The sequence below is a fragment of the Streptomyces sp. DT2A-34 genome, from assembly GCF_030499515.1.
Lineage (GTDB): Bacteria > Actinomycetota > Actinomycetes > Streptomycetales > Streptomycetaceae > Streptomyces.
Genome location: NZ_JASTWJ010000001.1, coordinates 3,708,341 through 3,721,316, shown reverse-complemented (window position 1 = coordinate 3,721,316; position 12,976 = coordinate 3,708,341). Strand labels below are relative to the sequence as shown.

Below are 12,976 nucleotides of genomic sequence, written 5' to 3'. Positions count from 1 at the left end.
CTACCCCCACATGTCCCAGAACACCCCTGTCTACGACTACGTCGTGATCGGCGGCGGTACGGCCGGATCGGTCATCGCCTCCCGCCTCACCGAGAACCCCGACGTCACCGTCGCCGTCATCGAGGGCGGCCCCAGTGACGTCGGCCGCGACGACGTCCTCACCCTGCGCCGCTGGATGGGCCTGCTCGGCGGCGAGCTGGACTACGACTACCCGACCACCGAGCAGCCCCGCGGCAACTCGCACATCCGGCACAGCCGCGCCCGCGTGCTCGGCGGCTGCTCCTCGCACAACACGCTCATCGCCTTCAAGCCGCTGCCGTCCGACTGGGACGAGTGGGAGGCGGCCGGCGCCAAGGGCTGGGGCGCGGTGCCGATGGAGGCGTACTTCGCCCGGCTGAAGAACAACATCGTCCCGGTCGACGAGCAGGACCGGAACGCCATCGCCCGCGACTTCGTCGACGCGGCGCAGGGCGCGCTCGACGTCCCGCGCGTCGAGGGCTTCAACAAGCAGCCCTTCACCGAGGGCGTCGGCTTCTTCGACCTCGCCTACCACCCCGAGAACAACAAGCGCTCCTCGGCGTCGGTGGCGTATCTGCACCCGGTGATGGACGAGCGGGAGAACCTCACCATCCTGCTGGAGACCTGGGCGTACAAGCTGGAGCTGGACGGCACCCGCGCCGAGGGCGTGCACGTGCGCACCAAGGACGGCGAGGAACTCCTCATCCGCGCCCGGCGCGAGGTCGTCCTGTGCGCGGGCGCCGTCGACACGCCCCGCCTGCTGCTGCACTCCGGCATCGGTCCCAAGGAGGACCTCACCGAGCTGGGCATACCCGTGGTCCACGACCTGCCGGGCGTCGGCGAGAACCTGCTCGACCACCCCGAGTCGGTGATCGTCTGGGAGACCCACGGCCCGATCCCCGAGAACTCCGCGATGGACTCGGATGCCGGGCTGTTCGTGCGGCGCGACCCCGAACACCAGGGCCCCGACCTGATGTTCCACTTCTACCAGATCCCGTTCACGGACAACCCGGAGCGACTGGGCTACGAGCGGCCGGAGTTCGGGGTGTCCATGACCCCCAACATCCCCAAGCCGAAGAGCCGCGGCCGGCTGTACCTGACCAGCGCCGACCCGTCCGTGAAGCCCGCGCTCGACTTCCGCTACTTCACCGACGAGGACGACTACGACGGCCGCACCCTCGTCGACGGCATCCGCATCGCCCGCGAGGTCGCCGCGACCGAACCGCTGGCGAGCTGGCTCAAGCGCGAGGTGTGCCCCGGCCCGGACGTCACGGGCGACGAGGAGCTGAGCGAGTACGCCCGCAAGGTCGCGCACACCGTGTACCACCCGGCGGGCACCTGCCGTATGGGCGCCGCCGATGACGAACTGGCCGTAGTGGACCCGCAGTTGAGGATCCGGGGCCTGGACGGTATCCGGATCGCCGACGCGTCGGTCTTCCCGACGATGACCGCCGTGAACCCGATGATCGGGGTGCTCATGGTCGGGGAGAAGGCCGTCGAACTGCTTGGAGGTGAGGCGTGATGAGTACTGCCCCTGGTAACCCGGGTACCCCTGTTTTCTCTGTCGAAGGTCTCTGGAAGGTCTTCGGTCCGAAGGCGGACCGTGTCCCCGCCGACCCGGAGCTGGCCACGCTCGCGCCGGCCGAGTTGCGCACCCGCACCGGCTGCACGGCGGCGGTCCGGGACGTCTCCTTCGACGTCCGCAAGGGCGAGGTCTTCGTCGTCATGGGACTGTCCGGCTCCGGCAAGTCCACGCTGGTGCGCTGTCTGACCCGGCTGATCGAGCCGACGGCGGGCACCATCGCCATCGACGGCGAGGACGTCCGCGCCATGGACAAGACCCGCCTGCGCGAACTGCGCCGGCACCGCGCCGCGATGGTCTTCCAGCACTTCGGCCTGCTGCCGCACCGCACGGTCCTGGACAACGTGGCCTACGGCCTGGAGATCCAGGGCATCGGCAAGGCGGAGCGCCGCGAGCGGGCCGCCGAGGTGGTGGCCAAGGTCGGCCTGGAGGGCATGGAGCACCGCAGGCCGGGCCAGTTGTCCGGCGGCCAGCGCCAGCGCGTGGGCCTCGCCCGGGCCCTGGCCGTGGACCCCGAGGTCCTGCTCTTCGACGAGCCGTTCAGCGCGCTCGACCCGCTGATCCGGCGGGACATGCAGGAGGAGGTCGTCCGCCTGCACCGTGAGGAGGGCCGCACGATGGTCTTCATCACCCATGACCTGAGCGAGGCGCTCAAGCTGGGCGACCGCATCGCCCTGATGCGCGACGGCGCCGTGGTCCAGCTGGGCACCCCGGAGGAGATCGTGGGCTCGCCGGCCGACGACTACGTCCGTGAGTTCGTCCGGGACGTCCCGCGCGAGCAGGTCATGACCGTGCGTACGGCCATGCGGGCCGCGTCGGCGGACGAGGCGGGCAGCGGCCCGGCTCTGGCGCCGGACGCGACGGTGTCGGAGGCGATCGAGGCCGTGGCGCGTACCGGTGCCCCGGCCCGGGTCATGGACGGGGCACGTTGTCTGGGGGTGGTCGACCACGAACGTCTTCTCGGCGTCGTGGCGGGCACGGAGCAGCGTCCCCTGGCGGGGACGGGGCACAGTGCCGTAGCGGGGGCAGGGAAGAGCAAGGAGGTGGCGTGATGGCCACCGTCACCACTGTCGCCCCTCGCGTCGCCGTGCCGGGCGTCCTCAAACACCCTGTCCTGCGCAAGCTCCTGCTGCTCGCCCTCGCCGCCGCGATCCTCGTGCCGCTGGCCAACGCCCGCTGGGCGAGCGGCAGCTGGCCCGCCGCGCTGACCGTCGACTTCACCGAGCCGCTCACCAAGGCCAGCGTCTGGATCATCGACAACCGGGACAGCCACCCGCTGTTCCTCTACTTCTTCGGGCACATCAGCAACGCGGTCGTGATCGCCGTACGCGCCGTGTACCTGGTGCTGCTCGCGGCCGGCTGGGCCGGTGTCACCGCCGCCGCGTCCCTCATCGCCTGGCGCGTCGCGGGCTGGAGGCTGGCCGCCGGCACCGGGATCGCGTTCCTGGCCTGCGGGTTCCTCGGCATGTGGATCCCGACCATGCAAACCCTCGCGCTCATGGTCGTGGCGGTCCTCGCCTCGGTCGCCGTGGGCGCGCTGCTCGGACTCGCCGCCGGCCTGTCCGACCGCATGGACCGGATCCTGCGCCCCGTCCTGGACACCATGCAGGTGCTCCCGGCGTACGCCTACCTGCTCCCCGTCGTCCTGGTCTTCGGCATGGGCGTCCCCGCGGCCGTCCTGGCCACCGTCGTCTACGCCGCCCCGCCGATGGCCCGCCTCACCGCCCTCGGCCTGCGCGGCGCCGACAAGGAGGTGCTGGAGGCGGTCGAGTCGCTCGGCACCACCGCGCGGCAGCGCCTGCTGACCGCACGCATCCCGCTGGCCCGCAAGGAACTCCTCCTGGGCCTCAACCAGACGATCATGATGGCGCTGTCCATGGCGGTCATCGCCTCGGTCATCGGCGCGGGCGGCCTCGGTGACCGCGTCTACCAGGCGCTGGGGTCCGTGGACGTCGGCGCGGCGCTCGCGGCCGGCATTCCGATCGTGCTGCTCGCCGTCGTACTGGACCGGGTGACCGGCGCGGCCGGGGCGGCGCTCGGTGACGAGCCGCAGCCGAACGGCCGGGCGCGCTGGCTGTACGCCCTCGTCGCCGCCGTGGCCGTAGCGGTGGCCGGACGTCTCGTCGGCCGCCTCGACTGGCCCGAGTCCTGGGCCCTGAACATCGCCGAGCCGGTCAACCGCGCCGTCGACTGGATGACCGACCACCTCTACTCCGGCGTCCCCGTCATCGGCGGCACCGCCGACTGGGCGGCCCACTTCACCACGTGGGTCCTCGACCCCGTACGCGACACCCTGCAGTGGCTGCCCTGGTGGTCGGTCCTGCTGATCGTCGCCGCCCTCGCCTGGCTGATCGGCACCTGGCGCACCGCGCTGACCGCCGTGCTCGCCATGGCCGCGATCGGCGTGCTGGGGGTGTGGACGCCGTCGCTCGACACCCTCTCCCAGGTGCTGGCGGCCGTCGCCGTCACCCTGGTCCTGGGCTTCGCGACCGGCATCGCGGCGGCCCGCAGCGGCCGCGTCGAGCGGATGCTCCGGCCCGTCCTGGACGTCTTCCAGACGATGCCGCAGTTCGTGTACCTGATCCCGGTCGTGGCGCTGTTCGGCGTCGGCCGTGCCCCGGCCGTCGCGGCAGCGGTGGTCTACGCCCTGCCCGCCGTCGTCCGCATCACCACCCAGGGCCTGCGCCAGGTCGACCCGGCCGCCCTGGAGTCGGCCCGCTCGCTCGGCGCGACGCCCGCCCAGCAGCTACGGCAGGTCCAACTCCCGCTCGCCCGCCCGGCGTTGCTGCTCGCCGTCAACCAGGGCGTGGTCCTGGTCCTCGCCGTCGTCATCATCGGCGGCCTGGTCGGCGGTGGCGCGCTCGGCTACGAGGTCGTCGCCGGCCTCGCACAGGGCGACCTCGCGACCGGTCTGGTGGCCGGCGCGGCGATCGTCTGCCTGGGCCTGATGCTGGACCGGGTGACCCAGCCGACCGAGCGCCGCGCGAAGAAGGGAGCGTGACATGCGACTTCGTACCCGACGTATGCGTATCCGACGTATGCGTACGACTGCCGTAGTGGCCGGCGTGTCCTCGCTGGCCCTGCTGACCGGCTGCGGCGCCGCCGACATGACCAAGCAGGCCTCGCCCTTCGCCAACGCGCAGGGCGCCAAGACCGTGACCCTGTCCGTCCAGTCCTGGGTCGGCGCACAGGCCAACGTGGCCGTCGCCCAGTACCTGCTGGAACACGAGCTCGGCTACCGCGTCGACACCGTCCAGATCGACGAGGTGCCCGCCTGGGACGCGCTCAGCCAGGGCCGCGTCGACGCGCTCCTGGAGGACTGGGGCCACCCCGAGGAGGAGCAGCGGTACGTCAAGGACAAGAAGACGATCGTGCCCGGCGGCGACCTCGGGGTCACCGGGCACATCGGCTGGTACGTCCCGACGTACTTCGCCAAGCAGCACCCGGACGTCACCGACTGGAAGAACCTCAACAAGTACGCCGACCGGATGCGCACCGCGGAGAGCGGCGGCAAGGGCCAGCTGATGGACGGCTCGCCCTCCTACGTCACCAACGACAAGGCGCTGGTCGACAACCTGGACCTGAACTACCAGGTGGTGTTCGCCGGTTCCGAGGCCGCGCAGATCACGCAGATCCAACAGTTCGCCAAGGCGAAGAAGCCCTTCCTGACGTACTGGTACTCCCCGCAGTGGCTGTTCAAGAAGGTCCCGATGACCGAGGTGAGGCTGCCGGCGTACAAGGAGGGCTGCGACGCCGACCCGAAGAAGGTCGCCTGCGCCTATCCGCACACCCCGCTGCAGAAGTACCTCAACGCGGACTTCGCCAAGACCGGCGGCGAGGCGGCGGCCCTGCTGAGGAAGTTCAAGTGGACGACCGAGGACCAGAACGAGGTCTCCCTGATGATCGCCGAGCAGAAGCTGTCGCCTGAGGAGGCGGCGAAGAAGTGGGTGGACAGCCACGAGTCCACGTGGAAGGCGTGGCTGTCCTGACGCTCACTTCGTGAGACCGGCCGCGATCTCGCGCAGCGCCTCGGCGGCCCTGCGCTGGAGTCCCGGCCCGAACGTGATCCGGGTGGCCCCGAGTTCACCGAGTTCGGTGGGGGAGGGGCCGTCCCCGGTCACGGTGCCGTGCACATTGACCGGCCCCTGGATCCCCGACCGCAGCAGTGGCAGTACGTCGACGGGGGCGCCGATCGGATACACGCAGTCGGCGCCCGCGGCGACGTACAACGCGGCCCGCCGGATGGTCTGTTCGGGGTCGGTGACACCGCAGTCGAACGTGTCGATACGGGCGTTGATGAACAGCTGGTCGGCCGCGGCGGAGCGCACCTCGGCGAGCCAGTCGGCGTGCTTGCGCGGGTCCTTGAGGGTTCCGTGTGCGGAGTCCTCCAGGTTGCAGCCCACGGCGCCGGTCTCCAGCAGCCGCTCCACGAGTTCCTTGGGCGCGAGCCCGTACCCGCCCTCGATGTCCGCCGACACCGGCACGTCCACCGACCGTACGATCCGCGCGACGGCGGCGAACATCTCGTCGGCCGGGGTCTGCCCGTCCTCGTACCCGAGGGAGGCGGCGACCCCGGCACTGGGCGTGGCCAGCGCCGGGAACCCGGCGTCGGCGAAGGCGCGGGCGCTCGCGGCGTCCCACGGGCCGGGCAGGACCAGCGGGTCGCCCGGGGAGCGGCGGCGGTGCAGTGCGCGGAAGGCGTCGACCTTGGACACGGTCTTGGTCACGGTGTGTATCCCCCTGGTGGAATCCGGCGGCTGACCATCACACGGTTCCAGTTGTTGATGGCGACGATCAGCCCGATGAGGTGGGCCAGTTCGGCGTCGTCGAAGTGCTCGGCGGCCCTGTCGTACACCTCGTCGGGCACGAAGCCGTCGGTCAGGACGGTCACCGCCTCCGTCAGCGCGAGCGCGGCCCGCTCCCGCTCGTCGAAGACGTCCTCGGCCTCCTCCCAGGCGGCCGGCAGATCGAGCTGCTGCTCGCTCACCCCGTGCTCGCGTGCGATGCCGAGGTGCATGTCCAGGCAGAAGGCGCAGTGGTTGAGCTGCGAGGCCCGGATCATGACGAGTTCGGCGAGCGCGGGGTCGCGGAGGCCCTTCTTCGCGGCGGCGCTGAGCGCGGACATGGCCTGGCCGACGGCCTGGTCGAGGAGCGTGGTCCGGACCGTCACGCGTGCTGTCCCGGCCGGTAGTGCCCCGGCACCCGACGGCAGGTCACCCCGAACCGGTTCCAGGCGTTGATCACCGTGATCGCGGCGATCAGCTGGGCCAGTTCGGCCTCCTCGAAGTGCTTGGCGGCCCTGTCGTACACCTCGTCGGGCACGAAGCCGTCCGTCAGGACGGTCACCGCCTCCGTCAGTTCCAGCGCCGCGAGCTCCTGCTCCGTGTAGAAGTGCTCGGATTCCTCCCACGCGCTGAGCTGGACGATCCGCTCGACGCTCTCCCCGGCGGCGAGCGCGTCCTTGCTGTGCATGTCGAGGCAGAGCGCGCAGTGGTTGATCTGCGAGGCGCGGATCTTCACCAGCTCCAGCAGCTTCGGCTCGACGCCCTTCCGGGCCGCCGCGTCCAGCCGGACCATGGCCTTGAAGACGTCCGGGGCGAGCGTGGCCCAGTCCAGGCGCTGGGTGTGTTCGGGGGCGTACTGGACGGTCTCGTCAGTGGTCATGCTACCGACACTATGAACGATGCAGCCCACGGGTATGGTCCATTTCCATGGCGAAACCATGGGCCACTTTGGGCGTCGACCTGCATCTGGAGCCGACCGGTCCGGGTCTGCGCCGGGGTCTGACCGACGCCCTGCGCGATGCGGTCCGCACCGGCCGCCTCGACGCCGGCACCCGGCTGCCCTCCTCCCGCTCCCTCGCCGCCGACCTGGGCATCGCCCGCAACACGGTCGCCGACGCCTACGCCGACCTCGTCGCCGAGGGCTGGCTCACCGCACGGCAGGGTTCGGGGACCCGGGTCGCCGAGCGGAGGGTCGTCCCGCCGGCCGGCACGGTTCGCCGGCCCCGCCGGCGCGGCCGACCGCAGTACGACCTGCGCCCCGGCTTCCCCGACCTCGCCTCCTTCCCGCGCACGGAGTGGCTCCGGGCAGCCCGCCGCGCCCTGGCCGCCGCCCCGTACGACGCCCTCGGCTACGGTGACCCGCGAGGCCGCCCGGAACTGCGCACCGCCCTCGCCGGCTACCTCTCCCGGGTACGGGGCGTACGCGCCGACCCGGAACGGATCGTGGTGTGCGGCGGGATCTCGCACGGCCTGAGGATCCTCGGCGCGGTGCTGCGGGCGCGGGGCGTAGAGGCGGTGGCGGTCGAGTCGTACGGCCTGAAGGCGCACTGGAACATCCTGCACGGGACGGGCCTGCACACGACCACGCTGCCGTTCGACGAACTCGGCACGGATCCGGGGGCGTCGGACGACGGGCGGGGTGAAGCGCCCCGAAGGGGCGCGGGGCCGAATCCATCAGCGGCTCTCCCCGCGGAGCGAGCCGTGCTGCTCACCCCCGCGCACCAGTTCCCCATGGGCGTCCCCCTGCACCGCGACCGCCGGGCGGCCGTCGTGGACTGGGCACGCCGCACCGGCGGCCTGGTCCTGGAGGACGACTACGACGGCGAGTTCCGCTACGACCGCCAGCCCGTCGGCGCCCTCCAGGGACTGGACCCCGACCGGGTCGTCTACCTCGGCACCGCCAGCAAGTCCCTCGCCCCCGGCCTGCGCCTGGCCTGGATGGTGCTGCCGCCCACACTGGTGGAGGAGACCGCGGCGGCGAAGGGCGGCATCGACACCTGCGGGGCGCTGGACCAGCTGATCCTGGCGGAGTTCCTCGCGTCCGGCGCCTACGACCGCCATGTACGCGCCGCCCGGCTGCGCTACCGGCGCCGTCGCGACGCCCTGGTCGCGGCCCTCGCCGAGCGCGCTCCGGAGGTCCGTGCCACCGGTATCGCGGCCGGACTGCACGCCGTACTCCAACTCCCGCCCGGCAGCGAGCAGTCGGTGGTCCAGGCGGCCCACTGGCAGGGCCTGGCGCTCGACGGCCTCACCCGCTATCGCCGCCCCGACGCCGTCGCCGAGCCGATGGACGCCCTGGTGGTCGGCTACGGGACACCGCCGGACCACGCGTGGTCGGGAGCGCTGGACGCGCTGTGCGCGGCACTTCCCTGAATGCCGGACCGAATGCAGCGAATTCGGCACGGGAATCCAGTTCCGTGGATAGAGTCGGCCCATGAGTGAAAGCGACTCCATATCCCGCGTGGCCCTCAAGAAAAACACCCCGGACGTGTCCGCGGCAATGGGCTCCCTGCATGTCGCCGCCGTTTCCGCGGCACAGGACGCAAAGGTCGAGCCCCAGATTCTGGAACTGATCCGGATCCGCGCCTCCCAGATCAACGGCTGCGCGTTCTGTCTCGACATGCACACCAAGGACGCCCGCGCGGCGGGCGAGACCGAACAGCGCGTCTACGCCCTGAACGCCTGGCGGGAGACCCCCTTCTTCACCGAACGCGAGCGTGCCGCACTGGCGTTGACCGAGGCGGTGACGCTGGTGACCGACGGCCACGTCCCGGACGAGGTCTACGCCGAGGCCGCCGCGGTCTTCGACGAGGCTCAGATCGCGGCGCTGATCTGGGCGGCCACCGTCATCAACGCGTACAACCGGATCGCGATCGCGACACGGATGGTGCCGGGCGCCTAATCAGCCGGCACCGAGGAATTAGCCGGGTAAAGGCAGCGGTAGCACCGCTGGTCCACTTGAGAAATGCGGACCGGCGGTACTGTGTTGCTCTCCTGCTGTTCCGTTGAATTCATTCCGCCGGCAGCGGCTCCATGATGTCGTCGAGCCATTTCCGCCAGTCCGGTGCGCGCACTGCTGTTCCCGCACGCATCGGCAGTCCCGTCCAGGCCGTCACGGGCCGAATTCCGTGCAGGGCGTTGACGAGCCAGACCTCCCGGCCCTCCAGTTCCGGCACGGTCCGCTCACGAGAGGCGACGGCGATCCCCAGCCGCCGGGCGCGCTCCCGGATGAGACCGACGGTCACTCCGGGCAGCACCGGCAGCCCGGGCGGGGGCAGGCACAGGGTGTCGTCCTCCCACCACAGGACACTGGCCGTGGCCGACTCCAGCGCCACCCCGGAGGGCGCGACCAGCACCGCCTCCTCCGCGCCCTCGCCGAACGCCCGCCGGCGGACCCCGGCCAGCTTCTCCAGGTCCGGTCCCTTCCGGCGCGGGACGGCACGCGGGTCGGGCTGCCCCGTCGCCCAGACCCGCACCTCGGCCGCGAGCGGCGGAGCGTGCCGCAGCAGCAGCCGCAACTCCAGGGAACCGGCGGCGAGTTCCACGCGGGGGAACCACTCACCCGTGCGCGGCAGCGCGGCGGCCACGTCCCGCCAGAACTCCACGAGCCGGCGCTGCGGCGGCCCGCCGCACTCCCCGCAGGCCCGTACGAACCGCTCCCGGTGCCGGTCGAAGCCGCGCACCCGGCCGTCGCGCACCAGCCAGGAGTCCGCGACGAGCAACGGCCCGCCGGCCTCCGCGCCGGTGGTCAGGCCACGGCCGGACGACCACGCCAACACCTCTTCCGCACCCGCCGGTCGTGTCACCAACAGCTCCTCCTCAGTACTTGCGGCCCGCGAGGGCGGGCGCTCCGTGCCGGGGTCCGTACGGCGCGTGCTCCAGCCACGACCCGCACCACGGCAGCACGGGCGCCAGGGCCGCGGCCGCCCGCTGTCCGACCCGGACGACCCGGCGCCGCGGCCGCAGGTGTTCGAGCGCCGCCCCGGCGGCGGCGCTGTTGAACAGGGCCGCCGTGCGCCGCACTTCGGCGAACTCTCCGACCGCCTCCGCCGTCCCCGCGGCGATCGCCTCCGCCGCAGCCGCCGCATCCGCGATACCGCTGTTCATGCCGCGCGCCCCGAACGGCGGGAACAGATGCGCCGCCTCACCGACCAGCAGCACACGGCCGTGCGGATCGGTGAACGACGCCGCGACCTTGCGCAGGAAACGGTACGTCGACACCCACAGGATCCGCTCGGCGTACCCGTCGCCCACGACCGCGGGCAGCCAGCGCCGTACGGTCTCCTCGGTCCCGTACGCCTCCTCCCGGTCGTCGTCCCGGCACTGCAGGTCGACCTGGAAGCCCCCGGTGAACGGCACCCGCATCACGCTGCGCCCACCGACCCCGGGGTGCTCGTAGTGGAAGACCCGCTCCAGCGGCAGCTCGGCGCCCGGGATGTCGGCCACGTCGACGACGATGTGGAAACCCTCACCGCGACCGCCCTCGAGCGGGATGCCCAGTTCTCGCCGGACCGTGGAACGGGCGCCGTCGGCGGCGATCGCGTACGCGCCGGTCCACACCCGGCCGTCCTCACCCGTCAGCCGGACCCCGGCCCCGGTGCTGCGCACGGCCGCGACACGGGCGTTCCAGACGAACTCCACCCCGGCCCGCTCGCAGGCCGCGCGCAGGAAGCGCTCGGTGTCCACCTGGCGCAGGCTGGTGAAGGGCGGCCTGCCGGACGGCGGCGGGAAGGTCCGGGAGTACACCTCGCGGCCCCGGTAGAGAGTGCGTCTGGTGTGCCAGGTGCGGCCGTACGACGTGATCTCCTCGGCCAGCCCCGGCCGCATCCCGTCGAGCAGGGCGAGGGTCTCCCGATGCACGAACAGTGCGCGGCTGCCGGGCCGTTCGCGGTCCTTCGGGTCCGCTTCCAGCAGGACGACGGGCAGGCCGTGCGCGCGCAGTCCGAGCGCCGCCGACAGGCCCACGGGGCCGGCGCCGACGACGAGGACCGGGGTCACGCGGGGGCGCCTTCGGGCTCGGTCTCGGCCAGCATGCGGGTGATCTCCACCCGCTTCACCTTCCACGTGGCCGTCATGGGCAGGTCCGCGAACCGCCACTGCCGTGGCTCGGCCATCGCGGGCAGGTCGGCGGTGGCCTCCCGCCAGCGCTCCGGGTCCAGTGGCTGCTCGCCCCGGACACACACCACCGGCACCGGCTCGCGGTCCGCGCCGGGCACGATGACGACCTCGCGCAGTTCCTCCAGGCGGGACATCAGCATGTCCTCGACCTCCAGATTGCTGTGCACCGAGTCGATCCGGTCGATCTCCCGGTCGATCAGGTACAGGGCGCCCAGGCGGCTCTGGTAGCCCATGTCGCCCATCTCCCACCAGCCGTCGGTGAGCTGGCGGTCGTAGCGGTCCCGCATGCCGAGATAGGTGAGGATGCGGCCCCGGGTGCGGGCCTCGATCCGGCCCGGCGTGCCGGGCGCCACGCGCCTGCCGTCGGGGCCGGTGACGCGGACGCGGGTGAAGCCGGGGATGCCGATCCCGACCCGCCGGCCGTCCGCGCGGGCGGCACTGCGCCGCGTGAACCACTGGAACGCCACGGGGCCCGTCTCGCTCTGCCCGTACAACTGGATCAGCCACGGAGTACGGCGCCGCGACGCGTCCAGCAGCCGCCGTACGGTGCGCGGATGGATCGCGTCGAATGTGGAGCCGTACGACCGGACCCGGGACAGGGGCGCGCCGGGTGCGTCGGCCAACTCCTCCCACAGGACGAACGTGTTGGGGTGGGTCTCGACGATGCCGGGACGATGGCGGACCAGCAGCGGGGCCACCGCGGCCGGTTCCGGGTCGGTGATCAGCACGAGCGGGCTGCCGAAGTGCAGCAGGACGCCGAGCAGGTGGTAGAAGCGCGAGTGCACGAAGGACATGTGCAGCGCCGCGGTCTCCCCGCGGGTGGGCCGGCCCATCGCCTTCTGCGGTACGAGGCGGTTCCACATGGTGTTGGCGCAATGCACGGCGAGCTTGGGGACGCCGGTGGTGCCCGAGCTGTGGGTGATCAGGGACGGCTCGCGGGGGTGCAGCCGTACGGGCGCGGCGGGCTCGGCGCCGGCGTACTTCTCCAAGGGCTCGGCTCCGGGCGCGTCGTCCACGCCGTCCACGCAGAGCGTCCGCCGGACGAGCCCGGACACCCCGGCGTCCTTCAACGGGCCGTCCAGCTTGGCTCTGTCGGTGATCAGCCAGGGCCGCCGGAGCCGGCCGAGGAGCTGCGCGACCACCGGACCGGCCAGGGCGGGCGACAACAGCACGGGGACGGCGCCGACACGGGAGACGGCACAGGTCAGCAGGACGATGTCGACGTTGTCCGTCTTGTGGACGGCCACCTGCTCCGAGGGCCGTACCCCGGCCTCCCAGAGGCGGCCGGCCAGCTCCTCGACGACATCGGCCAGTACCGGATAGCTGAGGTCGACCCCGAGGTCGGGGCGGATGTCCAGGGGCCGGTCCAGGGTGACGCGGACGGCTCCGTGCCGGTCGGCCGCCCGCCGGAACACCGGTCCCAGATAGAAGCCGCGGTCGGCGAGCAGGGGGTGCTGCTGTGGCATGGGGCGTT

General features: G+C 72.1%; 12 protein-coding genes. 6 read left to right on the top strand and 6 right to left on the bottom strand.

Annotated features, from left to right (window positions below):
* Positions 1-10 precede the first annotated feature (10 nt).
* The 4 genes from QQM39_RS16230 to QQM39_RS16215 are packed head-to-tail and all read left to right on the top strand — an operon-like array spanning position 11 to position 5,589.
* The gene (locus QQM39_RS16230) at positions 11-1,540 is read left to right on the top strand and encodes a GMC family oxidoreductase (protein ID WP_301997475.1); all 1,530 of its coding nucleotides are present in this window, start codon (positions 11-13) and stop codon (positions 1,538-1,540) included.
* Entirely contained in the window at positions 1,540-2,652 is a 1,113-nt protein-coding gene (locus tag QQM39_RS16225; RefSeq protein ID WP_301997473.1) for a glycine betaine/L-proline ABC transporter ATP-binding protein, read from the top strand. Before QQM39_RS16230 ends, QQM39_RS16225 begins: the two co-directional genes overlap by 1 nt.
* A complete protein-coding gene (locus QQM39_RS16220; protein ID WP_301997471.1) occupies positions 2,652-4,601 on the top strand; it encodes a proline/glycine betaine ABC transporter permease in 1,950 nt (649 codons plus the stop codon). Before QQM39_RS16225 ends, QQM39_RS16220 begins: the two co-directional genes overlap by 1 nt.
* 22 nt (positions 4,602-4,623) lie before the next feature.
* Positions 4,624-5,589 (top strand): ABC transporter substrate-binding protein, encoded by a 966-nt coding sequence (locus QQM39_RS16215; RefSeq protein WP_302003607.1) that lies wholly within the window; start codon positions 4,624-4,626, stop codon positions 5,587-5,589.
* A 3-nt stretch (positions 5,590-5,592) separates the two neighbouring features.
* Here QQM39_RS16215 and QQM39_RS16210 read toward each other — a convergent pair whose 3' ends face one another.
* From QQM39_RS16210 to QQM39_RS16200, 3 genes are read right to left on the bottom strand one after another with little or no spacing between them, the layout of a single operon-like run.
* A complete protein-coding gene (locus QQM39_RS16210) occupies positions 5,593-6,315 on the bottom strand; it encodes an isocitrate lyase/phosphoenolpyruvate mutase family protein (RefSeq protein ID WP_302003606.1) in 723 nt (240 codons plus the stop codon).
* Between the two features lie 8 nt (positions 6,316-6,323).
* The gene (locus tag QQM39_RS16205) at positions 6,324-6,770 is read right to left on the bottom strand and encodes a carboxymuconolactone decarboxylase family protein (RefSeq protein ID WP_301997469.1); all 447 of its coding nucleotides are present in this window, start codon (positions 6,768-6,770) and stop codon (positions 6,324-6,326) included.
* Positions 6,767-7,264 carry a carboxymuconolactone decarboxylase family protein gene (locus QQM39_RS16200; RefSeq protein WP_301997468.1) on the bottom strand — a complete coding sequence of 166 codons (498 nt, stop codon included), beginning with the start codon at positions 7,262-7,264 and terminating at the stop codon, positions 6,767-6,769. The genes QQM39_RS16205 and QQM39_RS16200 overlap by 4 nt, the downstream gene beginning before the upstream one ends.
* A 47-nt stretch (positions 7,265-7,311) precedes the next feature.
* On the opposite strand from QQM39_RS16200, the gene QQM39_RS16195 reads away from it, so the two are divergent.
* Positions 7,312-8,757 carry a PLP-dependent aminotransferase family protein gene (locus QQM39_RS16195; RefSeq protein ID WP_301997467.1) on the top strand — a complete coding sequence of 482 codons (1,446 nt, stop codon included), beginning with the start codon at positions 7,312-7,314 and terminating at the stop codon, positions 8,755-8,757.
* 61 nt (positions 8,758-8,818) lie between these two features.
* A complete protein-coding gene (locus QQM39_RS16190) occupies positions 8,819-9,286 on the top strand; it encodes a carboxymuconolactone decarboxylase family protein (RefSeq protein ID WP_301997466.1) in 468 nt (155 codons plus the stop codon).
* A 109-nt stretch (positions 9,287-9,395) separates the two neighbouring features.
* On the opposite strand, the gene QQM39_RS16185 is transcribed toward QQM39_RS16190, so the two are convergent.
* The 3 genes from QQM39_RS16185 to QQM39_RS16175 are packed head-to-tail and all read right to left on the bottom strand — an operon-like array spanning position 9,396 to position 12,968.
* The gene (locus QQM39_RS16185; protein WP_301997465.1) at positions 9,396-10,190 is read right to left on the bottom strand and encodes an aminotransferase class IV; all 795 of its coding nucleotides are present in this window, start codon (positions 10,188-10,190) and stop codon (positions 9,396-9,398) included.
* Positions 10,191-10,203: 13 nt separating this feature from the next.
* Complete coding sequence (locus QQM39_RS16180) at positions 10,204-11,382, bottom strand: FAD-dependent monooxygenase (RefSeq protein WP_301997464.1); 1,179 nt, start codon at positions 11,380-11,382, stop codon at positions 10,204-10,206.
* On the bottom strand, positions 11,379-12,968 hold the full coding sequence (locus QQM39_RS16175; protein WP_301997463.1) for a class I adenylate-forming enzyme family protein: 1,590 nt from the start codon (positions 12,966-12,968) through the stop codon (positions 11,379-11,381). Before QQM39_RS16175 ends, QQM39_RS16180 begins: the two co-directional genes overlap by 4 nt.
* Positions 12,969-12,976 lie beyond the last annotated feature (8 nt).

Bases quoted from the DNA above. Each gene is read 5' to 3' on its own strand.
- QQM39_RS16200 (WP_301997468.1), bottom strand. From the start codon at position 7,264: ATGACCACTGACGAGACCGTCCAGTACGCCCCCGAACACACCCAGCGC.
- QQM39_RS16215 (WP_302003607.1), top strand. From the start codon at position 4,624: ATGCGTATCCGACGTATGCGTACGACTGCCGTAGTGGCCGGCGTGTCC.
- QQM39_RS16230 (WP_301997475.1), top strand. From the start codon at position 11: ATGTCCCAGAACACCCCTGTCTACGACTACGTCGTGATCGGCGGCGGT.
- QQM39_RS16190 (WP_301997466.1), top strand. From the start codon at position 8,819: ATGAGTGAAAGCGACTCCATATCCCGCGTGGCCCTCAAGAAAAACACC.
- QQM39_RS16175 (WP_301997463.1), bottom strand. From the start codon at position 12,968: ATGCCACAGCAGCACCCCCTGCTCGCCGACCGCGGCTTCTATCTGGGA.
- QQM39_RS16225 (WP_301997473.1), top strand. From the start codon at position 1,540: ATGAGTACTGCCCCTGGTAACCCGGGTACCCCTGTTTTCTCTGTCGAA.
- QQM39_RS16220 (WP_301997471.1), top strand. From the start codon at position 2,652: ATGGCCACCGTCACCACTGTCGCCCCTCGCGTCGCCGTGCCGGGCGTC.
- QQM39_RS16195 (WP_301997467.1), top strand. From the start codon at position 7,312: ATGGCGAAACCATGGGCCACTTTGGGCGTCGACCTGCATCTGGAGCCG.